29 protein-coding genes are annotated in these 24,585 nt (G+C 63.8%); 15 read left to right on the forward strand and 14 right to left on the reverse strand.

Annotation, left to right across the window (positions count from 1 at the left end):
• Positions 1-17: 17 nt before the first annotated feature.
• The 6 genes from EJC47_RS15400 to EJC47_RS15425 form a co-directional block, all read right to left on the reverse strand.
• Complete coding sequence (locus EJC47_RS15400) at positions 18-275, reverse strand: DUF2442 domain-containing protein (protein WP_126848804.1); 258 nt, start codon at positions 273-275, stop codon at positions 18-20.
• Positions 259-501: a DUF4160 domain-containing protein gene (locus EJC47_RS15405; RefSeq protein ID WP_126848805.1), complete on the reverse strand. Its 243-nt coding sequence runs from the start codon at positions 499-501 to the stop codon at positions 259-261. Before EJC47_RS15405 ends, EJC47_RS15400 begins: the two co-directional genes overlap by 17 nt.
• Positions 502-570: 69 nt before the next feature.
• Positions 571-1,254 carry a hypothetical protein gene (locus EJC47_RS21515; protein ID WP_312845350.1) on the reverse strand — a complete coding sequence of 228 codons (684 nt, stop codon included), beginning with the start codon at positions 1,252-1,254 and terminating at the stop codon, positions 571-573.
• A gap of 2 nt (positions 1,255-1,256) precedes the next feature.
• Positions 1,257-2,321: a ribonucleotide-diphosphate reductase subunit beta gene (locus EJC47_RS15415; RefSeq protein WP_126848806.1), complete on the reverse strand. Its 1,065-nt coding sequence runs from the start codon at positions 2,319-2,321 to the stop codon at positions 1,257-1,259.
• Positions 2,322-2,385: 64 nt separating this feature from the next.
• The gene (locus tag EJC47_RS15420; protein ID WP_033965527.1) at positions 2,386-2,586 is read right to left on the reverse strand and encodes a hypothetical protein; all 201 of its coding nucleotides are present in this window, start codon (positions 2,584-2,586) and stop codon (positions 2,386-2,388) included.
• A complete protein-coding gene (locus tag EJC47_RS15425) occupies positions 2,583-2,894 on the reverse strand; it encodes a hypothetical protein (RefSeq protein WP_126848807.1) in 312 nt (103 codons plus the stop codon). Before EJC47_RS15425 ends, EJC47_RS15420 begins: the two co-directional genes overlap by 4 nt.
• Positions 2,895-2,965: 71 nt before the next feature.
• Here EJC47_RS15425 and EJC47_RS15430 point away from each other — a divergent pair, with 71 nt between their 5' ends.
• The gene (locus EJC47_RS15430; protein ID WP_010407407.1) at positions 2,966-3,226 is read left to right on the forward strand and encodes a DUF2171 domain-containing protein; all 261 of its coding nucleotides are present in this window, start codon (positions 2,966-2,968) and stop codon (positions 3,224-3,226) included.
• A gap of 2 nt (positions 3,227-3,228) precedes the next feature.
• Here the strand turns inward: EJC47_RS15430 and EJC47_RS15435 are convergent, their stop codons facing one another.
• The 4 genes from EJC47_RS15435 to EJC47_RS15450 all read right to left on the reverse strand — a co-directional run bounded on the left by EJC47_RS15435 (position 3,229) and on the right by EJC47_RS15450 (position 8,187).
• Entirely contained in the window at positions 3,229-3,717 is a 489-nt protein-coding gene (locus tag EJC47_RS15435) for an endonuclease domain-containing protein (RefSeq protein WP_126848808.1), read from the reverse strand.
• A 62-nt stretch (positions 3,718-3,779) separates the two neighbouring features.
• Complete coding sequence (locus EJC47_RS15440) at positions 3,780-5,711, reverse strand: ribonucleoside-diphosphate reductase subunit alpha (protein ID WP_126848809.1); 1,932 nt, start codon at positions 5,709-5,711, stop codon at positions 3,780-3,782.
• Positions 5,712-6,113: 402 nt separating this feature from the next.
• Complete coding sequence (locus EJC47_RS15445) at positions 6,114-7,487, reverse strand: sensor histidine kinase (RefSeq protein WP_126848810.1); 1,374 nt, start codon at positions 7,485-7,487, stop codon at positions 6,114-6,116.
• A gap of 40 nt (positions 7,488-7,527) precedes the next feature.
• Positions 7,528-8,187 carry a response regulator gene (locus EJC47_RS15450; protein WP_126848811.1) on the reverse strand — a complete coding sequence of 220 codons (660 nt, stop codon included), beginning with the start codon at positions 8,185-8,187 and terminating at the stop codon, positions 7,528-7,530.
• Between the two features lie 123 nt (positions 8,188-8,310).
• Here EJC47_RS15450 and EJC47_RS15455 point away from each other — a divergent pair, with 123 nt between their 5' ends.
• A complete protein-coding gene (locus tag EJC47_RS15455; protein ID WP_126848812.1) occupies positions 8,311-8,901 on the forward strand; it encodes a hypothetical protein in 591 nt (196 codons plus the stop codon).
• A 38-nt stretch (positions 8,902-8,939) separates the two neighbouring features.
• Here EJC47_RS15455 and EJC47_RS15460 read toward each other — a convergent pair whose 3' ends face one another.
• Positions 8,940-11,060, reverse strand: a complete 2,121-nt coding sequence (locus EJC47_RS15460; protein WP_126848813.1) for an EAL domain-containing protein — start codon at positions 11,058-11,060, stop codon at positions 8,940-8,942.
• 158 nt (positions 11,061-11,218) lie between these two features.
• Here EJC47_RS15460 and EJC47_RS15465 point away from each other — a divergent pair, with 158 nt between their 5' ends.
• The 6 genes from EJC47_RS15465 to EJC47_RS21405 all read left to right on the forward strand — a co-directional run bounded on the left by EJC47_RS15465 (position 11,219) and on the right by EJC47_RS21405 (position 15,887).
• Entirely contained in the window at positions 11,219-12,736 is a 1,518-nt protein-coding gene (locus EJC47_RS15465; protein WP_126848814.1) for a fumarate hydratase, read from the forward strand.
• A gap of 13 nt (positions 12,737-12,749) precedes the next feature.
• Positions 12,750-13,667 (forward strand): EamA family transporter, encoded by a 918-nt coding sequence (locus tag EJC47_RS15470; protein ID WP_126848815.1) that lies wholly within the window; start codon positions 12,750-12,752, stop codon positions 13,665-13,667.
• Between the two features lie 46 nt (positions 13,668-13,713).
• Positions 13,714-14,874, forward strand: a complete 1,161-nt coding sequence (locus tag EJC47_RS15475) for an MBL fold metallo-hydrolase (RefSeq protein WP_126848816.1) — start codon at positions 13,714-13,716, stop codon at positions 14,872-14,874.
• 102 nt (positions 14,875-14,976) lie between these two features.
• Positions 14,977-15,432: a hypothetical protein gene (locus tag EJC47_RS15480; RefSeq protein ID WP_126848817.1), complete on the forward strand. Its 456-nt coding sequence runs from the start codon at positions 14,977-14,979 to the stop codon at positions 15,430-15,432.
• A gap of 44 nt (positions 15,433-15,476) precedes the next feature.
• Complete coding sequence (locus EJC47_RS21400) at positions 15,477-15,686, forward strand: hypothetical protein (RefSeq protein ID WP_260591608.1); 210 nt, start codon at positions 15,477-15,479, stop codon at positions 15,684-15,686.
• Between the two features lie 30 nt (positions 15,687-15,716).
• Entirely contained in the window at positions 15,717-15,887 is a 171-nt protein-coding gene (locus EJC47_RS21405) for a hypothetical protein (RefSeq protein ID WP_260591609.1), read from the forward strand.
• 57 nt (positions 15,888-15,944) lie between these two features.
• On the opposite strand, the gene EJC47_RS15490 is transcribed toward EJC47_RS21405, so the two are convergent.
• Complete coding sequence (locus EJC47_RS15490) at positions 15,945-16,499, reverse strand: DUF3617 domain-containing protein (protein ID WP_126848818.1); 555 nt, start codon at positions 16,497-16,499, stop codon at positions 15,945-15,947.
• 83 nt (positions 16,500-16,582) lie between these two features.
• Between EJC47_RS15490 and uvrB the strand changes: the two genes are divergently transcribed.
• From uvrB to EJC47_RS15510, 4 genes are read left to right on the forward strand one after another with little or no spacing between them, the layout of a single operon-like run.
• On the forward strand, positions 16,583-18,790 hold the full coding sequence (gene uvrB / locus EJC47_RS15495) for an excinuclease ABC subunit UvrB (protein ID WP_126848819.1): 2,208 nt from the start codon (positions 16,583-16,585) through the stop codon (positions 18,788-18,790).
• A gap of 53 nt (positions 18,791-18,843) precedes the next feature.
• Positions 18,844-19,275 carry a DUF2924 domain-containing protein gene (locus tag EJC47_RS15500; RefSeq protein ID WP_126848820.1) on the forward strand — a complete coding sequence of 144 codons (432 nt, stop codon included), beginning with the start codon at positions 18,844-18,846 and terminating at the stop codon, positions 19,273-19,275.
• Positions 19,272-19,553 carry a type II toxin-antitoxin system RelE/ParE family toxin gene (locus EJC47_RS15505; RefSeq protein WP_126848821.1) on the forward strand — a complete coding sequence of 94 codons (282 nt, stop codon included), beginning with the start codon at positions 19,272-19,274 and terminating at the stop codon, positions 19,551-19,553. The genes EJC47_RS15500 and EJC47_RS15505 overlap by 4 nt, the downstream gene beginning before the upstream one ends.
• Complete coding sequence (locus tag EJC47_RS15510) at positions 19,525-19,845, forward strand: HigA family addiction module antitoxin (RefSeq protein ID WP_126848822.1); 321 nt, start codon at positions 19,525-19,527, stop codon at positions 19,843-19,845. The genes EJC47_RS15505 and EJC47_RS15510 overlap by 29 nt, the downstream gene beginning before the upstream one ends.
• Here the strand turns inward: EJC47_RS15510 and EJC47_RS15515 are convergent.
• Positions 19,842-20,210: a PRC-barrel domain-containing protein gene (locus EJC47_RS15515; RefSeq protein ID WP_126848823.1), complete on the reverse strand. Its 369-nt coding sequence runs from the start codon at positions 20,208-20,210 to the stop codon at positions 19,842-19,844. The two genes, EJC47_RS15510 and EJC47_RS15515, sit on opposite strands and share 4 nt — an antisense overlap.
• 52 nt (positions 20,211-20,262) lie before the next feature.
• Complete coding sequence (locus EJC47_RS15520) at positions 20,263-21,537, reverse strand: MFS transporter (protein WP_126848824.1); 1,275 nt, start codon at positions 21,535-21,537, stop codon at positions 20,263-20,265.
• 93 nt (positions 21,538-21,630) lie between these two features.
• On the opposite strand from EJC47_RS15520, the gene EJC47_RS15525 reads away from it, so the two are divergent.
• From EJC47_RS15525 to EJC47_RS15530, 3 genes are all read left to right on the forward strand, one after another.
• Positions 21,631-22,161: a hypothetical protein gene (locus EJC47_RS15525; RefSeq protein ID WP_126848825.1), complete on the forward strand. Its 531-nt coding sequence runs from the start codon at positions 21,631-21,633 to the stop codon at positions 22,159-22,161.
• Positions 22,162-22,695: 534 nt separating this feature from the next.
• Positions 22,696-22,902, forward strand: coding sequence for a hypothetical protein (locus EJC47_RS21055; protein ID WP_185867691.1), 207 nt, complete (start codon positions 22,696-22,698; stop codon positions 22,900-22,902).
• A gap of 85 nt (positions 22,903-22,987) precedes the next feature.
• The gene (locus tag EJC47_RS15530; RefSeq protein WP_126848826.1) at positions 22,988-24,583 is read left to right on the forward strand and encodes an amidase; all 1,596 of its coding nucleotides are present in this window, start codon (positions 22,988-22,990) and stop codon (positions 24,581-24,583) included.
• Positions 24,584-24,585 lie beyond the last annotated feature (2 nt).

Below are 24,585 nucleotides of genomic sequence, written 5' to 3' on the forward strand. Positions count from 1 at the left end.
AGCGGTCGCGAAGGGGATCAGGCAGCCCGGTTCTTTGGAAACATCGTCCGATCGCCGCGCCCGGCCAGCAAGCCCGCGATCGAAATATCCTCGTCCAGCCTTTCCCAATGCAGGCCGTATTGGCTGATCTGAACCTCACCGAGATCGGCGGGGCTGGCACCCAACAGGCACGGAAACCAGGCGAGCGGGACGCCGAGCGTGCGACCGTCCTCAAGCTCGACCCACATCTGGTCGGCATCGAAGCGAACTTGGGTGGCCTTAGGCGAAATAGTCATGCCATACGCTTTCGATCTCGGCGCTGCGTTCGGCGACGATGCGGCTGAGCATCGCCAGCGTCCGCGCGTTGAAGCCGCTATTGTACGCCACATTCACTTCGGGCTGAAGCCAGAACTTGGCTTCAGCCCCGTCCTTGAAGACGTGGACATGAACCGGCTCGAGCGGATCGCCTTCGTTGGAGTAGAAGAAGAACCGGTAGCCGTTGTGGCGGAAAACGACGGGCATCGAATGATCTAAGGCCCCGGTGAGACGATGTGATAGGTACCCTCTCACCCTTAAATCCCAACTTCGAAGTTATTCTATCCGCCTTTTTTCGGTGGCGGGGGCGGCATTGTCGGGGCTGCCGACTTCGTTACCGAACTGTGCATCGCGTCTCCGAAATTGGGACGCGGCGGCGGTGGGGGAGGAGGTGGCGGTGGGGGAGGAGGTGGCGGTGGCGGAGGCGGAGGAGGGGGCGGTGGTGGCGGATTTGGCATGGCTTTTCACTCCTGCTTCATCGACGGCAAAAATGCCCAACATTATCAGTGCTAACGCAAAAGTACCGAACGAAGCAAACTGGCATCCCCTAACCCAGTAATTTGCCTTCGGTTCGGCGAAAGTGATTATTTGCTTTGTGTAAAATTTTTCAACGAGGTCCAGCTGAGCCTTGTACGCCATTGACGAGAAAATATTTTCCAAAAGCCCACATACCAAAGCCAAGATAAATAATATAATAGCAGCGGCTAATATAGGAATCAGATTGGGCTCGATTGCGACGCTCGTTTGTACTAAGAATCCCGCGATAAGTGCTACAAGAGTCGCTGTAATTTGAACTACAGTCTTAATTAGATTATCTTCAGCCTCGCGGCGAGCTTTAGTTAGCTCGGTTCGTTCGGCCATCATGGTCTTGTAACACTCGCCCGGATCGCGACCATCCAGCGGATGCGCCGATATACTCGGGGGTGCTTTCTTCGGAAATAAGGAGAAGAGCTTGAACACGCTTACTCCGCCGCAACCCCAGCGCGCGAAAACATATCCCCGCCGTCGCCCGCATCCTCATTCGCAACGGCAGCCCCAACCCCGACCTTCGCCTTCTGGCGCTTGTCGAAGCCGTCCCACACTTCGTTCCAATTGCCGCGCGTCGCGGCCTTGGAATATTCGGTGGCGCGCTGTTCGAAGAAGTTGGCGTGTTCCACCCCGTTGAGCATCGGCGCGAGCCAGGGGAGGGGGTGTTCGTCGATCATGTAGATCGGCTTCATGCCCAATTGCCCCAGCCGCCAATCGGCGATGTAGCGGATGTACTTTTTGATTTCCTTGGGCGTCATGCCGTTGACCGGGCCCATTTCGAAGGCGAGGTCGATGAAATTGTCCTCCAGCCGCACGGTGTGCTGGCACATGTCCATAATGTCGCTGCGCACCGATTTGGTCAGGCAGTCGCGCTCCTTGGTGAAGGTGTGGAACAGCTTGATGATGCCCTCGCAATGCAGCGATTCATCGCGGATCGACCAGGTGACGATCTGCCCCATGCCCTTCATCTTGTTGAAGCGCGGGAAGTTCATCAGCATGGCGAAGCTGGCGAAGAGCTGCAGCCCCTCGGTAAAGCCGCCGAACATGGCGAGCGTCTTGGCGATGTCCTCGTCCGAATCGACGCCGAAGGTCTGCAGATAATCATGCTTGTCCTTCATCTCGCTATATTCGAGGAAGGCGCCATATTCGCTCTCGGGCATGCCGATCGTGTCGAGCAGATGGCTGTAGGCGGCGATGTGCACCGTCTCCATGTTGCTGAACGCGGCCAGCATCATCTTGATCTCGGTCGGCTTGAAGATGCGGCCGTATTTCTCGTGATAGCAATCCTGCACCTCGACATCGGCCTGGGTGAAGAAGCGGAAAATCTGCGTCAGCAAATTGCGTTCATGGTCGCTGAGCTTCTGCGCCCAGTCGCGGCAATCCTCGCCCAACGGCACTTCCTCGGGCATCCAGTGGATTTGCTGCTGGCGCTTCCAGAAATCGAACGCCCAGGGGTATTCGAACGGCTTGTACTGCTTGCGGGCTTCGGTGAGGGACATGGGGTTACTCCGGTACGTTCGATTTTGAGGGGTTAAAGCTTTGAAATTCGAAAAGGGAATGCGTTCACGCCGCCAGACTCCAACGCCACATCGCGGTCGCCGACATGGCGAGCGCGGCACCGAGCGCCAGACCCATCGTGCCGATCATGCGGTAGGCATAGACCTTGCTCTCGCTCGCCGGGCGCAGCAGCGCGAGCAGCAGCGCAAGGCCGATCGCGGTGAACAGTGCCGAGACGGCATACATGATGGCGATCGATGCGGTCACCGGCGGATCCGCCGCTCGACATAGACGGTGCGCGAGCGGTTCGCGCCGACGCCCAAGAATACCACGCCGATGAAATAGCCGAAATCATACCAGCCGCCCTGATTGGGCACGGCGTAGATCGCGACCTCGGGCATAAACAGCGACAACACCCAGGCGACCGGGAAGATGAAGCCATGCCACACGCCGAGCAGGAAGCCCGGCGTATCGGGCGTGTGCTGCACGGCACTCGCCACCTGATGCGCGCAGGCGGCGAGCAGCAGCGCGGCGGCGAGGATGGAAAAAGTGCGTGCGCGTGATGATCGGATCATACAAGCCTCCGTGCATCCAAAGCGCTAGGCATGCGTTTGGAACACGCAACCGTAACGAAGGAGCTACCCAAATGGTCGACGCATCGCAGATCAAGGAACATGCCGAAGTCATCGGCGCCGACGGCGTCCATGTCGGCACGGTAGACCACGTCCAGGGCGGCCGCATCAAGCTGACCAAGAAGGATTCGGGCGCGCTGATCAACGAAGGGCATAGCGCCCATGAAGGGCACCACCACTTCATCTCGCTCGGCCTGGTCGCCGATGTCGAGAATGGTGTCGTACGCCTGAGCGCGAACGCCGACGTCGCCGTGACGTTCGAAGAAGAGAAGTAAGGTCATTTCTCCCTCTCCCTTTGGGAGAGGGAGGGAGGCCCGAAGGGCCGGAAGGGTGAGGGTGCGTCGACCGCGGTCGGCGCGCCCTTTTTCTTGCGCTCACCCTCACCCTTCCCATGCTGCGCATGGGCCCCTTCCCTCTCCCGCAGGGAGAGGGAGATTTGCGCGATGACGCCGTCCGTGTTGGTCATGACGTCATTGTTCCAGAAGCGCAGCACGCGATAGCCTTCGTCTTCGATGTGACGCGTACGTGCAGCGTCGTAGCTTTGCGCTTCGCTATGCTGCCCGCCGTCCACTTCAATCACCAGTTTCGCTCCAAAGCTCAGCAGGTCGGCAAAATACGGGCCGACCGGGACTTGCCGCCGCCATTTCAGCGCCGGAAATGCTTCGCGCAGCGCGCGGAAGAGGCGCTTTTCGGCCTCCGTCGCAGTGCGGCGGAGGTCACGGGCGCGCGCCACGGTGCCGGAGGGCTGGTTGTGGTAGAGGCGCATCACCCTCACCCTTCCGCGGCTGCGCCGCTCCTCCCTCTCCCACAGGGAGAGGGAGTATCACCTCACTGGCACGCCAGGCATTCATCGTAATCGGTCGTCGCAAATTCATATTGCGGCTTTTCGATCGTGTTGTCCGCCTCGACCCCGCCCGCGAAACCAGCGCGCTGCACCGATTTGGAGCGGAGATAGTAAAGCGACTTGATGCCCAATTCCCACGCGCGGAAGTGCAGCATCAGCAGATCCCACTTCTCGACATCGGCCGGGATGAACAGGTTGAGGCTGGTCGACTGGTCGATGAACGGCGTGCGATCGGCCTGGAGCTCGATCAGCCAGCGCTGGTCGATCTCGAAGCTGGTCTTGAAACAGTCCTTCTCCTCCTGGTCGAGGAAGTCGAGATGCTGCACCGACCCGCCTTGCTCGAGGATCGAATTCCACACCGCGTCGCTATTCTTCGATTTCTCGTTGAGCAGCTTTTCGAGATACGGGTTCTTGATCGAGAAGGAGCCCGACAGCGTCTTGTGCGTGTAGATGTTGGCCGGGATCGGCTCGATGCACGCGCTGGTGCCGCCGCAGATGATGCTGATCGACGCGGTCGGCGCGATCGCCATCTTGCAGGAAAAGCGCTCCATCACGCCCATGTCGGCGGCGTCGGGGCAGGGCCCGCGCTCGGTCGCCAAATGCATCGAGGCTTCGTCGACCTGCGCCTTGATGTGCTTGAACATGCGCAGGTTCCACGACTTGGCCATCGCGCCCTCGAACGGCAGCCCGCGCGCCTGCAGGAAGGAGTGGAAGCCCATCACGCCGAGGCCGACCGACCGCTCGCGCATCGCCGAATAGGCCGCGCGCTCCATGCCCGGCTCGGCACGGTCGATGAAATCCTGCAGGACATTGTCGAGGAAGCGCATCACGTCCTCGATAAAGCCCTTCTCGTCCTTCCACTGGTCCCAGGTTTCCAGGTTGAGCGACGACAGGCAGCACACCGCAGTGCGTTCGTGGCCGAGATGGTCCTTGCCCGTCGGCAGCGTGATCTCGCTGCACAGGTTCGAGGTCGACACCTTGAGCCCGAGGTCGCGGTGATGCTTGGGCATGCCCTTGTTCACATGGTCGGCGAAGACGATGTACGGCTCACCGGTGGCAAGGCGGGTTTCGACCAGCTTCTGGAACAGGCTGCGCGCATCGACGGTGGCGCGGACCGAGCCGTCCTTGGGGCTGGTGAGGTTCCATTCGCCGCCCGTGCGCACCGCTTCCATAAAGGCGTCGGTGATCAGCACGCCGTGGTGCAGGTTGAGCGCCTTGCGGTTGAAATCGCCCGAGGGTTTGCGGATTTCGAGGAATTCCTCGATCTCGGGGTGCGACACGTCGAGATAGCAGGCCGCCGAACCGCGCCGCAGCGAGCCCTGCGAGATGGCGAGCGTCAGCGAATCCATCACCCGCACGAACGGAATGATGCCGCTGGTCTTGCCGTTGAGGCCGACCGGCTCGCCAATGCCGCGCACATTGCCCCAATAGGTGCCGATGCCGCCGCCGCGCGACGCCAGCCAGACATTCTCGTTCCAGGTGTCGACGATGCCGCCAAGGCTGTCGGGCACCGAATTGAGGAAGCACGAGATCGGCAAGCCGCGCCCGGTGCCGCCATTGGACAGCACCGGCGTGGCCGGCATGAACCACAGCCGCGAGATATAACCGTACAGGCGCTGGGCATGGCCCGCATCATCGGCATAGGCCGAGGCAACGCGCACGAACAGATCCTGGAAATTCTCGCCGGGGAGCAGATAGCGGTCGCGCAGCGTTTCCTTGCCGAAATCGGTCAGCAGCGCATCGCGCGAATGATCGACCTCGACCGGATAGAGCTGCGCCTTCACTTCCTTGGAGTCACCGCGCGCGGAGAGCTTGCGCTGGGCACCGCTGGTGTCTTCGACTGGAGCGCTTGCCAGCGCCTCGATTGCGTCTGTAGCCATGTCCGTACTCGCTTCCCCGGTATTCCGAAAATCCATCTGCCGCGTCCCTGCCAACTCGTTCAAAACTCTGCGATCAGGGTCAGCCGCGTTTCCGATCCGTTCGAATCGGCGGGCGAACCCCAATACTACCATGTCGCGGGCGACCTGCGAGAACAAAAGTAGACCTGTCCCATGGAGACACCATGGGTCGGGCCGTCTCCGCAATATGGGGTTGCGGCTTGTGTTCTACCAGCGCTTGGGTTCGCCCCCGAACTCAACCCCTACAGATTGTGCCGGATCGCGCGAGCACGCAATACGGTAAATGACGAATTAGAGACTCCGTTCGTCGCTATTTTGAGTCGGTTCGCAGCAGGACCATATCGGTCCTACCACGCGACGCGCGGTCAAAGCTGCCCTTGCTGAAAGGCAAGAGACCGAAGCGGGAACATGACATTTTTTTTAGGCGTCGGAAGAAGGCGATGTCGGCAGCGTAACGATCGCTGCGAGGCCACCAAGTGCCGCCGACTCGAGCGTCAGCGTCCCCCCATAGAGGGTCGCCAACTCGTTCGCGATCGACAGCCCGAAGCCGTGGCCGTCGCCGCGTTCGTCGAGACGCTGGCCCGCCGCCAGCGCAGCGACGCGCGCGTCGGGCGGGATGCCCGCGCCATCGTCCTCCACGCTCAGCCGCACGAATCGGCCATCGGCGGTGCGAGCGGCGGTCACCGCGATGCGGCTGGCCGCCCAGCGCCAGCCATTGTCGAGCAGATTGCCGAGCAGTTCGTCCAGATCCTGCCGATCGACCGCGACGTTCAACGTCGGGTCGATCGCGACGGCTGCAGTGACCGGGCGATCGGCATGAATGCGGGCGAGCGCGTCGGCCAGATCGGCCAGCACCGGGGCGAGCGGCGTCGCCACGCGCATCGCTCCGCCAGGCGTCGCAGCGCGCGCCCGGCCGAGATGGTGGCGGACCGCGTGATCGATGCGGGCGACTTGCGCACGCAGCGTGCCATCGGGATCACGCGGCGGCAGTGCGAGCGCGAGCGTGGCGAGGGGTGTCTTCAGCCCGTGTGCGAGGTTGGCGACATGGCCGCGCGCATTGGCCAGCGCGGCGGCATTTTCGGCGAGCAACGCGTTGATCTCGCGGGCAAGCGGGGCAAGTTCGCTCGGCTGCGTGTCGGGCAGTGCGGTCGCGGCACCGCTGCGAATCGCGGCAAGGCTCTCGCGCATCCTGGCGAGCGGGCGCAGGCCGATGCGGAGCTGAACCAGCGTGGCGATAGTGAGCGCGCCGCCAAGCAGCAGCAGCGAAGCGAGCAACGGTGCCATCGCCGCACGGAGGGGACGATCGACGATCGCGCGCGGGGCCGAGGCGGTGATGCGCACCGGCCCGCCGGGTGTAGCCAGCGTCAGGCTGCGGGCGTGGCGTGGCCCGTCTCGATCGCGCCAGTCGAGCGCGCGGGCATGGGCATCGCGCCGCTCGGCAAAAGGGGGCGGATCCAAGCGCGGACCAGGCGGCGGGTGCATCGCGTCGAGATCGGGCGGGGCGGGGGAGGCGATAGTCTTGCCCTGCGTATCGATCCGCCAGCCCCAGCCGCCGCGCGGGTCGTCATAGGGCGCGGCCAGCACCAGGCGGCCGCGGTCGACCGAGCCGTCCGGCCGTACCGCCTGCGCCAGCACCGCGATTTGCGCGTCGAGCCGCTCGTCGAGCCCGTGCATCACGAAGCGATCGAGCACCGCCCCGATGCTGAGCGCGGCAAAGGCCAGCGCGGCGAGCGTGGCAAACAGCGCGGTGACCAGCAAGCGGCCGTAGAGCGAGCGGGGGAGGAGAGTTCGCATCATGCGTCGCCGGGGTGGAGCAAGAGGATTGATGGCAGCCTCATCCCTCTACCACCCGATAGCCGCGCCCGCGCACGGTTTCGATCAGTTCGGCTCCGATCTTCTTGCGCAGTCGGCCGACGATCACCTCGAGCGAGTTGGAATCGGGGTCGGCATCGCCTTCATAGACATGGTCGAGCAAGTCGAGCCGGTCGACCACCACGCCCTTGCGCAGCATCAACGTCGACAGCACACGCCATTCGAGCGCGGTCAGCCGCAGCGGCAGGCCGTCCAGCTCGACCTGTCCGGTCTGCGCATCGAAGGTTACGGGGCCGCACACGATCCGCGCGGCGGCATGGCCGGTTGCGCGGCGCACCAGCGCGCGCAGCCGCATGACAAGTTCCTCGACGCGGAACGGTTTGGTCAGATAGTCATCGGCCCCGGCGCGGAAGCCGGCGACCTTTTCCGACCAGCCATCGCGCGCGGTAAGGATCAGCACGGGCAGCGCGCGCCCGGCGGCGCGCCATTCCTCCAATACGGTGATGCCCGATTTGATCGGCAAGCCGAGATCGAGCACCGCCACGTCATAGCTGCCGGTGTCGCCGAGATGCGCGCCATCTTCGCCATTGGCGGCGATGTCGACCGCGAAATTCTCGGTACGCAACGCCTTGGCGATGCCCTCGGCCAGTGCGGTGTCGTCTTCGACCAGCAAGATACGCATGTCTGTGTCCTTTGCCCGGCGGCTAAGCCCGGTCGCTAAACCCAGGCTGAACCGGCGGGTTCAGCGCGGTGGTGGGACGCATCGCTAGAAAGCGCAACACCAACCCAAGCAGGAGCAAGCACAATGACCGACCAAATCGAAGGCCCCACCCCGCAGCCCGATTTCAGCGCGCTGGAGCCGCAGGCCCCACGCCGCAAACTGCCGCTGCGCACCTCGCTGATCGCCGCCGCCTTTCTCGCCGTCGGCCTGGGCGGTGGTGCGACGGTTGCGTGCATGAATGGCCCGACGGTCGAACTCGCGCCGGTCAAGCCGGTGGCGATCAAGACCCTGAGCGACGATGGTGGGGTGATCAGCGTGCGCGGCACCGTTGCCGAAGTCTTCGGCCCGATGGCCGTGCTTGCCGATGCAAGCGGGCGTGCCTTGGTCGAGATCGGGCGGGAGGGCGATGGCACGGGCTTGCTCGCTCCCGGCCAGACGGTGACGGTGCAGGGCCATTATCGCCACGGCATGATCCGCGCATCGTTCGTTGTCGGTGCCGATGGCAAGGTGACGGCATTGCGGCCGATGGGCCCGCCGCGCGGCGGGCCTGGCGGGCCCGAGGGCTTCCGGCACGGTCCGCGTGGTCCCGAGGGTCGCGAGCCGGGCCGCGACGATGCGCCGCCCCCGCCGCCGCCCGCAGCGGCTCCGGCCGCCACCGGCAACAGCGTGGGCTGAACCGAACCGCGCCGTTCCGGCCGCGCCAGGGCAGGCGATCAACCCGCCTTGCGCGCCGGAATGGCGGGTGTCGCAGCGGCGAGCCGGTCAAGGTCGAAGGCTTCGAGAAATTCGAGACCGGCCTTGCCGTCCGCCGCCCAGCGCAAGCGCGCCGGGAGCATCTGGCCTTCCAGCAACTCGATCTGGACGTCGATTTCGCCCGCGCCTTCCTCGACATCGATTCCTTCGATCATCGCGCCGCTGGCGGAAATGTTGCGGATCCGCACGTCGCCGACCACGTCGCCCGATCGAATGCGCGCCTTGCGCAGCAGCGAGGTTCGGGGCGAACGGCTGTTGCGGAAGCCGCTGGCGGTGGCGGTGTCGCCCGCCAGCGCCAGATGCGCCCGCACATCGGCGGCGCAGGCGGGCTTGCCATAGACATAGCCTTGGATGTGGCTGCAGCCGAGGTCGACGATCAGCGCGATCTCGTCCTGCGTTTCCACGCCCTCGGCAGTGGTCTCCATGCCCAGCGTGTCGGCCAGCGTGACGATCGCCTTGATGATCGCGGCGTTGCGATTGCCCGCGATTGCCGCCCCGCGCACGAAGCTCTGGTCGATCTTGATCTTGTCGAAGGGGGCCTTGCGTAAATAGCCAAGCGACGAATAGCCGGTGCCGAAATCGTCAAGCGCCAGCCGCACGCCGCACCCCTTCAACGCCTTGAACATCTGTTCGGTCGCCGCGCTTTCATCGACGAACACGCCTTCGGTGATTTCGAGTTCGAGCCGGTCGGGCTTGATCCCCGATGTCGCGAGCGCCGAGGTGACGATGGTGGACAAAGCGGGGTTGGCAAACTGGATCGGCGACACATTGACCGCGACGCGGATGTCATGCGGCCATTCCGCTGCTTCCATGCACGCAGTGCGCAACACCCATTCCCCGATCGTTTCGATCAACCCGCACTCTTCCGCGACCGGGATGAATTCGCTCGGGCTGACCAGCCCGCGCGTCGGGTGTTGCCAGCGCAACAGTGCCTCAAAACCGACAATGCGTTGGGTGCGGGTGCTGACCACCGGCTGGTATGCGACGAAAAACTGGTCGGCGGCGAGCGCCCCGCGCAAATCGTCCTCAAGCTGTTTGCGGCTTTGCGCGCCGATCAGCAACTCGCTGCGGAAGAAGCGGTGCACGCCGCGGCCGTCGCCCTTGGCGGCATAGAGCGCGAGATCGGCGTTGCGGACAAGTGTCTCGGCATCGGTGCCGTCGGTCGGCGCGATCGCCACGCCGATCGAGCAGCCGATGCTGATCGCCGAACCATTGATGCTATAGGGTTGCGAAAGTTCGCTGATCACCCGCCGCGCGAGTTCGGCCAGCGCCTCGCGGTCGGGCGCGAAGGGGATGATGACCTTGAATTCGTCGCCGCCGAGTCGTCCGACCAGCCCGACCTCCCCGATCGTGCGTTGCAGTCGCAAGGCGACTTTCTTGAGCAGCGCGTCCCCGGTCTGGTGGCCCAGCGTATCGTTGACGCTTTTGAATCGGTCCAGATCGAGCAGGAAGAGCGCGGTCTTGCGCGGCACGGAGCCTGGCTGATGGAGGGTCTGTTCGAGCGAGAGCCGCAAACGCTGACGGTTGGCAAGCCCGGTCAGGCTGTCGAACAGCGCCAGGCGGGTGATTTCCGCATCGACGCGGCGGCGCTCGGTCAAATCGCTGCCGCTGCCGACAAAACCCAGAAAACGCCCGTCCGCATCGGATATCGGGCGGCCCGAAATCGACCACCAGCGGTCTAGCGTCGTGTCGTTCGCCGGCCGGACCGAATAGTTGGAAAAGGCGGTGCGCGAGGCGAGATGAAAGGCGAGCGTTCGCTCGGTTTCGGGCGAAGCGCTATCCATGCGGAACAGCTTGTTCAGCAATTGTCCAAGCGCGGGGGCATCGGGGCGATCGAGGCCGCGCGCCACCTTGTCGGAAAGATACAGCACGTGACCGTCGGCGTCGGTTTGCCAGAACCAGCCATTGGTATGCGCTTCGAATTCATGGATCAGCAATTGCGCCCGCTGACTTCGTGGTTCGGAAAGGTCGGCATCGCGAATCCGGCGCGACGATTGCGCGCGCGCCCAGGCCGCTGCGGTTACGCCGATGACCATGAAGGTGCCCGATGCGATCAATATAAGAAGGGTTCCGAAGTTCATACGCCCCCGGGTAAGGGGGCATCCTTTCTGAATTCCTTGTATCGCGGCGACCTCACCCAAAATGAGTATGCGGCGGCGGGGCGACGGACGCGGTCACCCCCCGCGCTTGGCGTGGCCGCAACATCGGCTTAAGGCGCGGCGCAAGACAGGAGTTCATCATGACCACCATCATCCGCGAAGCCGATCTGATCGAGAGCGTGGCCGACGCGCTGCAGTTCATCTCTTTCTATCACCCGATGGATTATATCCGTGCGCTCGGCGAAGCGTATGAGGCCGAGCAGGGCCCCGCCGCCAAGGATGCGATCGCGCAGATCCTGACCAACAGCCGGATGTGCGCCGAGGGGCACCGCCCGATCTGCCAGGATACCGGCATCGTCAACGTCTTCATCAAATGGGGCATGGATTGCCGGTTTGATGACACCAGCCGATCGCTGCAGGAGATTGTCGATGAAGGCGTGCGGCTGGCGTATCTGAACCCCGACAACAAATTGCGCGCCTCGGTGCTGACCGACCCCGCTTTCACGCGCCGCAACACCAAGGACAATACGCCGTGCGTGCTGCACGTCGAGATGGTGCCGGGTAGCCGCGTCTCGGTCGATGTCGCGGCCAAGGGTGGCGGCAGCGAGAACAAGTCCAAGTTCAAGATGATGAACCCGTCCGACTCGATCGTCGATTGGGTGATCGAGATGCTGCCGCAAATGGGGGCTGGCTGGTGCCCGCCGGGCATGCTCGGCATCGGCATCGGCGGGACTGCGGAGCATTGCGTTCTGCTCGCCAAGCAAGCGCTGATGGAGCCGATCGATATGGGGCCGCTGAAGGCGCGTGGGGCCAAGACCGACATCGAACGCTTGCGCATCGAGATTTTCGACAAGGTCAACGCGCTCGGCATCGGTGCGCAGGGGCTGGGTGGCTTGTCGACCATCCTCGACGTCAAGATTCTCGACGCGCCGTGCCATGCCGCGGGCAAGCCCGTGGCGATGATCCCCAATTGCGCCGCCACGCGCCACGCGCATTTCGTGCTCGACGGCTCCGGCCCGGCCTTCCTCGAAGCGCCCAAGCTCGACGAATGGCCCAAGGTCGACTGGAAGCCCGACAGCGCCGCGATCCGCGTCGATCTCGACACGCTGACGCCCGAGGTGGTGCAGGGCTGGAAGCAGGGCGACCGGCTGTTGCTCAACGGCAAGATGCTCACTGGCCGCGATGCCGCGCACAAGCGCATCAAGGACATGCTCGACGCGGGCGAGCCGCTGCCGGTCGAATTCAAGGGCCGCGTGATCTATTATGTCGGCCCGGTCGATCCGGTCGGCGAGGAAGTGGTCGGCCCGGCTGGCCCGACCACCGCGACGCGGATGGACAAGTTCACGCGCATGATGCTCGATCAGGGCCTGCTGGCGATGGTCGGCAAGGCCGAGCGCGGCCCCGATGCGACCAAGGCGATCGCCGAGGGCAAGAGCGCCTATCTGATGGCGGTCGGCGGGGCGGCTTATCTCGTCGCGCGCGCGATCAAGGGCTCGAAGGTCGTCGGCTTTGCCGATCTCGGCATGGAGGCGATCTATGAATTCGACGTGGTCGATTTCCCGGTGACGGTGGCGGTCGATTCGACCGGCGCCAACGTCCACCAGCTCGCGCCGTTGGTGTGGAAGGAAAAGATCGCGCGCGAGGGGTTGCTGGTGTGATTGGCGATCGGGTTTGATCGCTCCGATCTGGCTCCCCGCCGCGCTGATCGGCGGGGCGCTGCAGGCGTGGCGAACGGCGGTGCAACGGCGTGTGTCGCGCACGCTCTCGATCAACGCCGCCGGCTTGGTGCGCTATCTCTACGGCCTGCCGGTCGCGGTTTTGTTGGTGATAGCCTATGAAGCGGTGTTTGCGCGCACGCCGTTTCCGGCGTTGGGCGTGTGGTTCGTGCCCTTCTGCCTCGGCGGGGGACTGGCGCAGATCATCGCCACCAATTTGTTGCTGATGGCGTTTGGCGAGCGCAATTTCGTCGTCGGCACGGCCTATTCCAAGACCGAGGCGGTGCAGAGCGCGCTGCTGTCGGTGTTTCTGCTCGGCGATCATCTGAGCCTGCCGACCTGGGTCGGCATCGGCTTCGGCGTCGCCGGGGTGATGGTCCTTTCAACTGGCGGCAAGCGGATGGCAGCGGGAGCGTTTCTCCGTGCGCTCGGGCAACCGGCGGCGCGCTATGGCATCGCCTCCGGCTTCATGTTCGCATTGACCACGATCGGTATTCGCGCGGCAACGCAGGCGGTGGCCACGCCAGACCATATCCGGGCCGCGCTGATCGTGCTCGCCACGACCGTTGCGGCGCAGACGGTGGCACAGGGGGCGTATCTCCTGCTGCGGGAACGAGATCAGGTCGTGCGCGTCTTTTCGGAATGGCGCGTGGCAGGGCAGGTCGGGTTGATGTCTTCGGTCGCGTCGGCGTGCTGGTTCACCGGGTTTGCCTCGGCACCGGTGGCGCTGGTGCGGATCGTCGGCCAGATCGAAGTTGCCTTCACGATGGCGTTTGCCCATTTTTATCTCGGCGAGAAGACAAGTCGGAGCGAAATCTTAGGGCTCATATTGGTGGCGACCGGCGTCGTCTTCGCGCTGGTCGGCAGCCTGTGAGGCGCGCAGGCTTGCGCCGCGCAGGGTCATCCCACAAGGAACGGTGATGCGAGTATTACGTCTCCTGGGCATCACGATCCTGTGGATCGTCATCGTCCTGTGCCTTGCGGTCACGATCATCCCGCGCTTTCTGGATGCGCGTTATTATGCGGGCCTCCCCACCGGGCACTATAACGGCGAGCGCTTCTTCAATCCTGACGGGGCCGAGGACGACATCGCCCCGCCCAACGGTGGGCGCGGGAATTTCCTGTGGCGCTACCTCACCAATAGCGACGGGCGACCGAAATGGCCCGATCATGTCGCCGTCCACCCGATAGCGCCGCCCGCGCGGGTCGAGGGTGCGCGGATGGTCGCGACCTGGGTTGGCCATGCCACCGTGCTGGTGCAGACGCAGGGGCTCAACATCCTGACCGATCCGGTGTGGAGCCGCACCGCCGGGCCGCTCGGCGTCGGCCCCGCGCGCGTCGCCGCGCCGGGGATCGCGTTCGATGCGCTCCCCAAAATCGACCTCGTGCTCGTCAGCCATGACCATTATGATCATATGGACCTGACCACGCTCAAGCGGCTGTGGGAGCGTGACCGTCCGCTGATCGTCACCAGCCTCGGCAATGACAGCGTGATCGGCCAAGCGGGCGTGCCATCGCGCGCGCTCGATTGGGGCGGGCGGACCAGCATCAAGCCCGGCGTCGACATCATCGTCACGCGCAACCACCATTGGGGCAGCCGCTGGTTCTCCGATCGCAACCGCGCTCTGTGGTCGAGCTTTGTCGTGCGCTTGCCCGGCGGCAATCTGTTCTTCGCGGGCGATACCGGGCCGGGTGACCTCAATTGGGCGAACGAGGCGGCGGCCTATGGCCCGGTGCGGCTTGCGCTGCTGCCGATCGGCGCGTTCCGCTTCGCGCCGGGGCAAATGGTCGCGGGCAGCCATATCGGGCCGATCGACGCCGCCGAGGCGTATCGTCGGCTGGGCGCGTCGAGCGGGATCGGGATCCATTGGGGCACGTTCCGTTTGTCCTTTGAAGGCTATGACACGCCGCCGCGGTTGCTCGCGGCGGTGGCGCAAGTCGCGGGCGTACACGGCTTCGGCACGGTGGCGCTCGGGCGGCCGACCGAGATCGCACCCTATCGCGCGCCCGCGCCCGTCGCGCCGATCGAGCGTGCGGCGATGGAGGGCCTGCTCCCCAAGGCAGCCTTGGCGCTGCCGTAAGGACAAACAGGCGCGGAGCCGGCGTGCCCTGCGCCTGTTTCAATGGCGGCTTGGGAGGTCTGGCACACGATGCTAAGACCCCGCCCCGGGGAGAATCGGGACGTGGCGTCGAAGGGGAGTGTATACCGCTACGAGGCGACGCTGGACCGGGCCGGGCTGGCGCTGGCCGCCGGTGGGTTGGTCGGCGGCGTGTTCGCGGCCGTGCTGGTGGTGATCGGCAGCGGTGCCGCGCCGCTCGAGCTGCTGGCCGGATTTGTCGTCGGTGCGGTGATTACGGCGATGGCGGCGGTGGCGATTGGTGGCCCGGTCTGGCTGCTATGCCACGCTTTTGGCCAACGCGGACCGTGGATGGCGATTCTGGTCGGCGCGCTGGCCGGGTTCGCGCTGTTCCTCGGCGGGCAGACCTATGGCTTTGGCGTGTTCGCGATGCCGGTCACCGACACGCAGACCCTGCTGTTCCGCTGGATCAGCGCGGTGGCCACGAGCCTGATTCTGGCGCTGGTGGCAGCACTGATCGGCTGGACGATGTGGCGCGTGGCATATCGGCGGGTGGCGTGAGCGCCGCTTCACAACATGCGCGAATCGCAAAAAGGGTCGATAGGATGGCGGACAAATTCGAAAAGCTTGATCCGATTTTCGAACACATCGGCCTCGCATTGGGCCGGATCGTGGGTGGCGACCCCGATAAAACCTATCTCTACGCCGAGCTGCAGGAGGGTGTGGTCGGTGCCGGAGTCTTTAAGGACGAAGGAAACCACGTCCGCTATTTCGACCCAAGTCGCGCGTTGATCGATTTGCTCGTCGAGGCGTAGGAAACGGAAGAGCCGAGCAAGCGCTGGGAAGTGATCGAGTATGAGGTGCTCGGGACGAAATTCAACGCAGTGTTCAAGTTCCCGGACGAGCTGAACCCCGATGACTATGAAGACGAGCGTCGAGACGTGGCTCTCCACGCTCGCTATGGCGACAAGCCAGTGATCTATCCGCCGATCCCATATCCCACTCGCCCGCTTTAAGGGGCGAGAAGACGCACCGGATCCCATAGCGCGCGGGTCCGGTGCGTCCCTTCGCGTTTACGGCTTGGCCGGTCCGACCGGTGCCGGGCCCGTCGCGGGCGCTTCGGGCGGGGTGACGTCGGTTGGCTTGCACTCGCCGTTGCGCGTCGATTTGACGTGCATTTCCATCGTGCCTTCCTGCGTGCCATTGGCGGCGAAGCCTTCGGTCTTCATCGTCATGTCCTGTGCCGTCGCCGAATTGGTGCCGGTCATCGTCATCTTTACGGTGCCGCCATTGGGCTGCTTGCAGGTCGCGTCGATCGCGATGCTGGCCCCGGTCACGTCCTTCTTGGCGAAGGTGCAATTCTGGCCGCGCGCGGACATCTGTTCCATCGCCTTGCCCATGTCTTCCTTCGCGGCCGCAGCCGGGGTGAGGCACACCGACATGGTGCTCATCGCATCGAACATCTTCTGCATCTGCGTCTTGGTTTCGGGGGTTGCGCCCTTGCCTTCGAACTTCACGATGTCGATCTTCTGCGACCAGCTCCCCGCCTGGCGCTTGACCGGCGCGTCGGGGGAACAGGCGCTCGCGGCGAGCGGCAGCGCGAGCAGCGCCATGATACGGAAAGTCATGTGGAAAGAGTCCCCCGGGGATGTGCGCTGCGGGCGCCGGTGTGTGATTGTGTATGGCGCATTCCTTCCCATATTGACGAGCTATGGCAATCCAGATTCGCACCACGCTCGACGAACCTGAAACCGGCGTCAGCTTCGTGCCGCACCGCCCGGCGCGCCCGCCCAAGGCGGAAGGGGGCAAGCCGTTCAAGCTCGTCTCCGAATATCAGGCAGCGGGCGACCAGCCGACCGCCATCGCCGAGCTCGTCGCGCAAACGCAAGCGGGCGAGCGCGATCAGGTGCTGCTGGGCGTCACCGGCTCGGGCAAAACCTTCACCATGGCCAAGGTGATCGAGGCGGTGCAGCGCCCCGCTTTGATCCTCGCGCCCAACAAGATCCTGGCGGCGCAGCTTTATGGGGAGATGAAGTCGTTCTTCCCGGAAAATGCGGTCGAATATTTCGTCAGTTATTACGATTACTATCAGCCCGAGGCCTATGTCGCGCGCTCGGACACCTACATCGAGAAGGAAAGCTCGACCAACGAGGCGATCGACCGGATGCGCCACGCCGCGACCCGCTCGCTGCTCGAACGCGACGACGTGATCATTGTCGCCTCGGTGTCGTGCCTTTACGGCATCGGTTCGGTCGAAACCTATTCAGCGATGATCTTCGACCTCAAAAAGGGCCAGACCGTCGACCAGCGCGAAATCGTGCGCAAGCTCGTCGCGCTGCAGTATAAGCGCAACGATGCCGCCTTCCAGCGCGGCAATTTCCGCGTGCGCGGCGATGCGCTGGAGGTGTTCCCCTCGCATTATGACGACACCGCCTGGCGCGTGTCGTTCTTCGGCGATGAAATCGAGGATATCGTCGAGTTCGATCCGCTGACCGGCAAGAAGGTGGCGAGCCTCGACACGATCCGCATCTACGCCAATTCGCATTATGTGACGCCGGGGCCGACGCTCAAACAGGCGATGGAGGCGATCAAGTTCGAGCTGCAGGAGCGGCTCAAGGAACTGGTGCCGGAGGGCAAATTGTTAGAGGCGCAGCGGCTCGAGCAGCGCACCAATTTCGATCTGGAGATGATCGCTGCCACCGGTTCGTGCGCCGGCATCGAGAATTACTCGCGCTTCCTCACCGGCCGCATGCCGGGCGAGCCGCCGCCCACTTTGTTCGAATATCTGCCCGAAAATGCATTGCTGTTCGTCGATGAGAGCCACCAGACGATCGGCCAGATCAACGGCATGTCGCGCGGCGATCACCGCCGCAAGCTGACGCTCGCCGAATATGGCTTCCGCTTGCCGAGCGCGATCGACAACCGCCCGCTGCGCTTCAACGAATGGGACGCGATGCGACCGCAGACGACCTATGTCTCGGCGACGCCGGGTGCCTGGGAGATGGAGCGAACTGGCGGCGTGTTCGCCGAACAGGTGATCCGTCCGACCGGGCTGATCGACCCGCCGATCGAGATCAAGCCGGTCGAGGAGCAAGTGCAGGATCTGATCGTCGAAGCGAAGAAGACCGCCGAGGCGGGCTATCGCACGCTGGTGACGACGCTGACCAAGCGCATGGCCGAGGATCTGACCGAGTTCATGCACGAGGCGGGCGTCCGCGTCCGCTATATGCACAGCGATGTCGAGACGCTGGAGCGCATCGAACTGATCCGCGATTTGCGGCTCGGGGTGTATGATGTGCTGATCGGCATCAACCTGCTGCGCGAGGGATTGGATATTCCCGAATGCGGGCTGGTCGCGATCCTCGATGCCGACAAGGAAGGGTTCCTCCGCTCGGAAACCTCGCTGATCCAGACGATTGGTCGTGCCGCGCGCAACGTCGATGGGCGCGTGATCCTCTATGCCGACCGCATCACGGGCTCGATGGAGCGCGCGATGAACGAAACCAACCGCCGCCGCGAAAAGCAGCGCGCCTATAACGAGGCGCACGGCATCACCCCGACGACGATCAAGCGCAACATCGGCGACATCATCCAGGATGTGTCGAGCCGCGATCAGGTGACGGTGGAGATCGATGAGGACCGGCCGCACATGGTCGGCCATAATCTGCGTGCCTATATCGAGGACCTCGAAAAGAAGATGCGCGCGGCCGCAGCGGATCTGGAGTTCGAAACCGCAGGCCGCCTGCGCGACGAGATCCGGCAGTTGGAGCAGGAAGAGCTTGGATTGCCGGTCGACCAGCAAAAAGCCCCGGTGATGGGCCGCTCGAATGAGGGTAAACCGGGCACGCGCAAGACGCGCTACGGCAAGAGCCAGAAGATGCGCGCGGGGATGGCGGGGAGTTCGCGGCGGGGGCGTTGACTCCACGGAACGGATAGGGCTAATAGTGCTCTTGGTTCTTTGGAGTCTCCGTGATGCAAATTGACGTCAGCTTAGACGTTTTCAAGGCGTTGACCGCGCGGCTTGAATATGATGGTCAGACATTTAGCGACCTGATTAGCGAGCTTTTGTCGGCGGATTCTCCGATTGAGGTAGAAGGTGAGCCTGAACACGGCGGTGCAATGGCTGGCCAAATTTTTCTTAAGCAGGCTGAAAAGGGCGGGTTCGCCTCGCGCAGGCTCTGGCTGCCACATGGAACGGTACTGAGGGCTCGCTATAAGCAAAAAGAGTATCGCGCTCGGATTGATAACAACGCTTGGCGCGATGAAGCTGACAACTTGCATACCAGTCCTTCCGAAGCCGCGAAGGCGATCACCGGGACAAACGTGAATGGACTGCGCTTCTGGGAAGCGATGCTTCCCGGTGAGCGTCATTGGGTGCGCTTGGAAGCGCTATCGGCCTTATGATCCGCACCTTCGCCGATCCCGAAACTGAGCACGTTTGGAACCGTGAATGGAGCCGCAAGCTGCCGCCCGATATCCAGCAGCGCGCGATGCGGAGGCTCACGCTTCTGGATGCAGCGCTGTCGCTCGACGAGCTCGGAAACCTGCGCGGCAACCGTCTGCATGCGCTGAAGGATGATCGCGCGGGCCAGCATAGCATTTCAATTAATGACCAATGGCGTATATGCTTCGTTTGGAAGGACGGAGACGCATATGACGTCGAAATTGCAGACTATCACTAATCCCGACTGGCTCGACAACGAGCATGCCGGGCAGATGCTGGTCACAGAGTTTCTCGAACCCGAAGCGCTGAGCGTTGAGCAGCTTGCCGGTGATATCGGGGTGGCACCGGAGCGGATTGCCGAGGTTATTGAAGGTGCGCGTCCGGTCGATGCAGAACTCGACCTGCGCTTCGCGCGCTATTTCGGCATGTCCGAAGGCTTTTTTCTGCGTCTGCAGGATCGCTACGAGATCGTCGAGGCCAAGCGCGCGCTCAACGGCGCGCTCGACCGCATCGTCCCGCGCGCGGCTTAACCCAGCGACAGATCCTCGCCCGCCACATCATAATATTTCGACACCCGGTCGGCATAGGCCTGGTCGAATTCGGGCGGGTTCGCCGCCCAGCTTGGGCCGCCTTCCAGGACGCGGCGGTCGATCGTCACGATATAGGTGTCGTTGACCGGGTCGAACTGCAGCAGCGAAAAAGGCAGCGGATAATAAGCGCGCCCCATGCCGAGAAACCCGCCGATCGTCAGCACGGCATACAGGGTATGCCCGGTGCGCTTGTTGACCATCATCGCATACACGCTGCCGATCTTGTCGCCATCGCGGCTCCGCACCTGCATCGCATCGGTCTTGTTCGATTGCAGCAGCAATTGCGTGGGTTCGGTCTGGGACATGGTGGTTCCTTTGATGCGCAACCGAAACGGCGCAATGGCCCCGAGAGTTCCCTCAATCCTCCAAGATCAGGCTGGTGCGCCGCGTTTCGGGCAGCAGCCAGAAACACACGCTGGTCAGCGCGAGCATCGCGCTGACATACCAGTAGAACGCGCTTTCGATGTGCCAGCCCTTCAGGCTCAGCGCGACATATTCAGCGGTGCCCCCAAACGCCGCATTGCCGATCGCATAAGGAAAGGCGACGCCGAGCGCGCGGATGTGCGCCGGGAACAGCTCGGCCTTCACCAGCGCGCTGATCGAGGTATAGGCGGCGAGCAGCAACAGCGGCACCAGCACGATCGCAAACGCCGCACCCGGCGTGCGCACGCTTTCCAATGCGCTGAACACCGGCACCGAGACGATCGCGCCCCCCACGCCGAACAGCAGCAGCATCGGCTTGCGCCCAACGCGATCGGCCAGCGCCCCGAACAGCGGCTGCACCAGCATGAACACCACCAGCGCGGCGGTCATGATCGCGGTCGCGGTCTGCACCGAAAAGCCGACGGTGTTGGCGAGGAATTTCTGCATGTAGGTGGTGTAGGCATAGAAAGCCAAGCTGCCGCCGGCGGTGATCGCGCCGACCAGCAGGAACTCGCGTGGATGCGCGCGCCACAAGGCCGCCATGCCCGAGGCTGGGCGATCCGCCGACAGTGCCTGGAAGGACGCGGTCTCGGCCAGCCCACGCCGCAGCACATAAACGCCCAGCGCCAGCGCTGCGGCCAGCACAAAGGCGATGCGCCAGCCGAAACTGTCCATCTGCGCTTTCGTAAAGACGGCCTGCAGCAGCAGCGTCACCGCCAGCGCGCTCAGCATCCCGCCGATCAGCGTGACATATTGGAAGCTCGACCAGAAACCGCGGTGCCGCCGCGTCGCCATTTCGGACAGATAGGTCGCGCTCGCGCCATATTCGCCGCCGACCGACAGGCCCTGCAGCAATCGCGCGACCAGCAGCAGGATCGGCGCGGCCAGGCCGATCGTGGCATAAGTCGGGGTAAACGCGATCATCAGCGAACCCGCGCACATCAACGCGACCGACACCGCCAGCCCAGCCTTACGCCCACGCCGATCGGCATAACGGCCCATCACATAGGCACCGATCGGTCGCATGAAAAAGCCGACCGCGAACACCGCCGAGGTGTTCAGCAATTGCGCGGTGGGATCGCCCTTGGGGAAGAAAGAGGCCGAGAAATACAGCGACAGCGCGGAATACGCATACCAGTCATACCATTCGACCAGATTGCCGGCCGATCCGCCGATGATGGCGCGCAGTCGCTTCGCTTCAAGTGCCATGCGTCTCTCCCTGCCGGGCACCAGAGGCGAAATCACGACGGGGTGCAAGACCGGCGGTTGAGCGCAGCGGTTGCTTCGCGCATACAGCGCGGCATGCGCAAATTTTTCGTTCGCTCCGCTGTTCTTGCTATCGCGCTGGTGGTGAGTGGCTGCGTCAGCCCGCCCGCGTCGTTGCCGCCACAGCCGGTGGCGGTGCCGCGTCCGGTGCCTTTGCCGCCGTCCCCGGTCGTGCCGCAATCGCTCGACTGGCGCGATTGGGCGGTGACCCCCGGCGATTGGAGCTATCGCACCGATGCCACCGGTTCGGTGGCGGCCTTTGGGCGATCCGGGGGGAGTGCGTTGCTGACGCTGCGCTGTGATCGCGGGGCCAATATCGTGTCGCTGTCGCGCCCGGGCGCAAGCGCCGCACCGCTGCTGGTGCGGACCAGCAGCCTCGCACGGACGTTGACCGCGCGCGCTGCCGATGCCGCTCAGGCGACGGTCGCGCTGGAACCCCGCGACCCGCTGCTCGACGCGATGGCGTTCAGCCGCGGTCGTTTCCTCGTCGAGCAAGCCGGCGCGACAACGTTGGTGGTGCCCGCTTGGGCTGAAATTGGCCGCGTAGTCGAGGATTGCCGCCGCTGAGCAGCGGTTTCGATCGCCGTTGGACGCGCATTTGGTGCGCTTCAGGGAGGCGAAAGAGAATCGTCGAAATCGAGGAACATTACAAGACTTGTTTCGCAAATTTATATGATTCAAACACGAGTCGTGACCAGTCCTGGTTACGCTGTTTTAACTAGCGAAAGGAGGTGATCCGATGTCTCATGGTTCAGCAATGGGGTCGGTTCAGTTCGTTCGGGGGACGCACCGCTAAGCTTTTCGGGGCAACCCGTTCGATGGCAGGGGCGGGGGGTATCTTCCCCCAGACAACGCCTTCCTCCATCGGAGCTTATGCGGTCCGCATGGTCTCCCAAGCTGGAGCTTCCGGCCGCTGACCATGTCAGGAGGTTGCCGGGGTGCCGTGAGGCCCCCGGCAGCCTCTTTTCATTTTGGGTAATGCCGAGGGGCGTGTGTCCCGTAATGGCCCTCCAAATCGTATATCTTAACGCGACCGAAACGATAATTTTCGCTAGATGCTGCGCTGCAACGTGTTGCGTGTGAGTCGGTAAAGGCGTGAATATGGCTATCGTTGTTGGTATAATCGCCTGTGTAATTGCGTTCGCGGTTTGGGAGGTGTTGCAGCTGCTCAAGCAGCGTCGCGCTGCCGTCAGGCGGGGTAAGCGCAGGCAACGCAACCTCGCTTATCAACAAGCGTGGGACGCCGTGTTCGGGCGTGGCGGACAGCGCCGCCTGACGGTCCAACCACCCGAGGCCGACAAAGAGTGATCTATAGAGTGAGCGCTTGCCGCGTCGCCTGAGCGACGGCATGATCCAGGGTGCGTTCGGTTGGATCGCGGCCCTGGAGAAACTGATGCGGATCCCTATCGCTTCGTTGGTGCTGTGTGCGTTTGCTGTCGCACCGGCGACCGCCCAGGTTTCGAAGGAGGCGTTGCCAACGATCGAAGAGGTTTCGATCGAGCAGTTGCAGGCGATGATGGCGCACGGGACGGGCAGCGCCGCAATCACGCAGGCGTATCTGGCGCGGATTGCGGCGATGGACCGCAGTGGACCGAAACTCCGCGCGGTGATCGCGATCAACCCCGATGCGCTGGCGCAGGCGCGCGCGAGCGACGCGCGGCGTAAGGCGGGCAAGGTGCTGGGCCCGCTCGATGGCGTGCCCGTACTGATCAAGGACAATATCGAGACCAAGGATCCGATCGCAACCACCGCGGGCAGCCTGGCGCTGAAGGACAATGTCGGCTTGCGCGACGCGCCGCTGGTGGCGGGGCTGCGGCGGCAGGGCGCGGTGATCCTGGGCAAGACCAATCTCAGCGAATGGGCCAATATCCGCTCGAGCAATTCGATCAGCGGGTGGAGTGCGGTCGGTGGGTTGGTGCGCAACCCCTATGCGCTGGACCGGACCGCGTGCGGCTCGTCGAGTGGATCGGGCGCGGCGGTCGCGGCCAGCTTTGCGGCGGCGGCGGTTGGAACGGAAACCGACGGATCGGTGGTGTGCCCCTCCTCGATGAACGGGCTGGTCGGCCTCAAACCCACGCTAGGTCTGGTCAGCCGCACCTATGTCGTGCCGATCAGCCACAGCCAGGATACGCCGGGGCCGATGGCGCGCAGCGTACGCGACGTGGCGATCCTGTTCGACGCGATGGTCGGCTACGATCCCGCCGATGCAGCGAGTATCAATATCGCCTATGCGATCGCGCACAGTTATGCGGGCGACCTGGCGCGCGCGTCGCTGAAGGGCGTGCGGGTGGCGGTGCTCCATCCCGAGATGCCCGATCTTCTCAAGACCAAATATGAGGCCGCGCTCGCCGTGCTGAAGGCGCAGGGCGCGGTGCTGGTCGATGTCGAAGCACCGAAACTATCCGGGGTCGGCGAGGCCGAGTCGCTGGTGCTGCACACCGAATTGAAGGCAGATCTGAACGCCTATCTGAAGACGACGCCGGCTGCGGTAAAAACGCGCACGCTGGCCGATGTGATCGCCTTCGATACTGCCACTGCTGCGACCGAAATGCCGTTCTTCGCGCAGGAAACCTTTGAAGCGGCGGAGAAGACGCGCGGCCTCGCCGACCCCGAATATCTCGGTGCGCGCGCGAAATCGCTGCGGCTGGCGGGCAAGGAGGGCATTGATGCGATGCTCGCCAAGGCGCAGGCGACGATCCTGGTGGAGCCGACTTACGGTATGCCGTGGCTGTCCGATACGGTCTATGGCGATCAGTTCAGCGGCCCAAGTGCCAGCGAGCTGCCCGCGATCGCTGGCTATCCGCACCTGACGGTGCCGATGGGCCTGGTACGCGGCGTGCCGGTCGGGCTGTCCTTCATCGCGACGGCGATGGGGGATTCGACGGTGCTGCAGGCTGGCTATGTCTATGAACAGGCGGCCAAAGCACGGGTTGCGCCCACCTATGCCGCGACCAACGATGCCGGGCCGGGGCTTGATGGCGCGCGTTAACG

Origin of the sequence: Sphingomonas sp. TF3 (assembly GCF_003985085.1) — a bacterium.
Classification (GTDB): Bacteria; Pseudomonadota; Alphaproteobacteria; order Sphingomonadales; family Sphingomonadaceae; genus Sphingomonas.

Excerpts from the sequence above, each read along its gene's own strand:
- EJC47_RS15440 (WP_126848809.1), bottom strand. The coding sequence starts at position 5,711 with ATGGATTTTCGGAATACCGGGGAAGCGAGTACGGACATGGCTACAGAC.
- EJC47_RS15465 (WP_126848814.1), top strand. The coding sequence starts at position 11,219 with ATGACCACCATCATCCGCGAAGCCGATCTGATCGAGAGCGTGGCCGAC.
- EJC47_RS15445 (WP_126848810.1), bottom strand. The coding sequence starts at position 7,487 with ATGCGAACTCTCCTCCCCCGCTCGCTCTACGGCCGCTTGCTGGTCACC.
- uvrB (WP_126848819.1), top strand. The coding sequence starts at position 16,583 with ATGGCAATCCAGATTCGCACCACGCTCGACGAACCTGAAACCGGCGTC.
- EJC47_RS15500 (WP_126848820.1), top strand. The coding sequence starts at position 18,844 with ATGCAAATTGACGTCAGCTTAGACGTTTTCAAGGCGTTGACCGCGCGG.
- EJC47_RS15490 (WP_126848818.1), bottom strand. The coding sequence starts at position 16,499 with ATGACTTTCCGTATCATGGCGCTGCTCGCGCTGCCGCTCGCCGCGAGC.
- EJC47_RS15415 (WP_126848806.1), bottom strand. The coding sequence starts at position 2,321 with ATGTCCCTCACCGAAGCCCGCAAGCAGTACAAGCCGTTCGAATACCCC.
- EJC47_RS15400 (WP_126848804.1), bottom strand. The coding sequence starts at position 275 with ATGACTATTTCGCCTAAGGCCACCCAAGTTCGCTTCGATGCCGACCAG.
- EJC47_RS15435 (WP_126848808.1), bottom strand. The coding sequence starts at position 3,717 with ATGCGCCTCTACCACAACCAGCCCTCCGGCACCGTGGCGCGCGCCCGT.
- EJC47_RS15520 (WP_126848824.1), bottom strand. The coding sequence starts at position 21,537 with ATGGCACTTGAAGCGAAGCGACTGCGCGCCATCATCGGCGGATCGGCC.
- EJC47_RS15505 (WP_126848821.1), top strand. The coding sequence starts at position 19,272 with ATGATCCGCACCTTCGCCGATCCCGAAACTGAGCACGTTTGGAACCGT.
- EJC47_RS15425 (WP_126848807.1), bottom strand. The coding sequence starts at position 2,894 with ATGATCCGATCATCACGCGCACGCACTTTTTCCATCCTCGCCGCCGCG.
- EJC47_RS21055 (WP_185867691.1), top strand. The coding sequence starts at position 22,696 with ATGGCTATCGTTGTTGGTATAATCGCCTGTGTAATTGCGTTCGCGGTT.
- EJC47_RS15530 (WP_126848826.1), top strand. The coding sequence starts at position 22,988 with ATGCGGATCCCTATCGCTTCGTTGGTGCTGTGTGCGTTTGCTGTCGCA.
- EJC47_RS15455 (WP_126848812.1), top strand. The coding sequence starts at position 8,311 with ATGACCGACCAAATCGAAGGCCCCACCCCGCAGCCCGATTTCAGCGCG.
- EJC47_RS15515 (WP_126848823.1), bottom strand. The coding sequence starts at position 20,210 with ATGTCCCAGACCGAACCCACGCAATTGCTGCTGCAATCGAACAAGACC.
- EJC47_RS15430 (WP_010407407.1), top strand. The coding sequence starts at position 2,966 with ATGGTCGACGCATCGCAGATCAAGGAACATGCCGAAGTCATCGGCGCC.
- EJC47_RS15405 (WP_126848805.1), bottom strand. The coding sequence starts at position 501 with ATGCCCGTCGTTTTCCGCCACAACGGCTACCGGTTCTTCTTCTACTCC.
- EJC47_RS15460 (WP_126848813.1), bottom strand. The coding sequence starts at position 11,060 with ATGAACTTCGGAACCCTTCTTATATTGATCGCATCGGGCACCTTCATG.
- EJC47_RS15450 (WP_126848811.1), bottom strand. The coding sequence starts at position 8,187 with ATGCGTATCTTGCTGGTCGAAGACGACACCGCACTGGCCGAGGGCATC.
- EJC47_RS15510 (WP_126848822.1), top strand. The coding sequence starts at position 19,525 with ATGACGTCGAAATTGCAGACTATCACTAATCCCGACTGGCTCGACAAC.
- EJC47_RS15475 (WP_126848816.1), top strand. The coding sequence starts at position 13,714 with ATGCGAGTATTACGTCTCCTGGGCATCACGATCCTGTGGATCGTCATC.
- EJC47_RS21400 (WP_260591608.1), top strand. The coding sequence starts at position 15,477 with ATGGCGGACAAATTCGAAAAGCTTGATCCGATTTTCGAACACATCGGC.
- EJC47_RS15525 (WP_126848825.1), top strand. The coding sequence starts at position 21,631 with ATGCGCAAATTTTTCGTTCGCTCCGCTGTTCTTGCTATCGCGCTGGTG.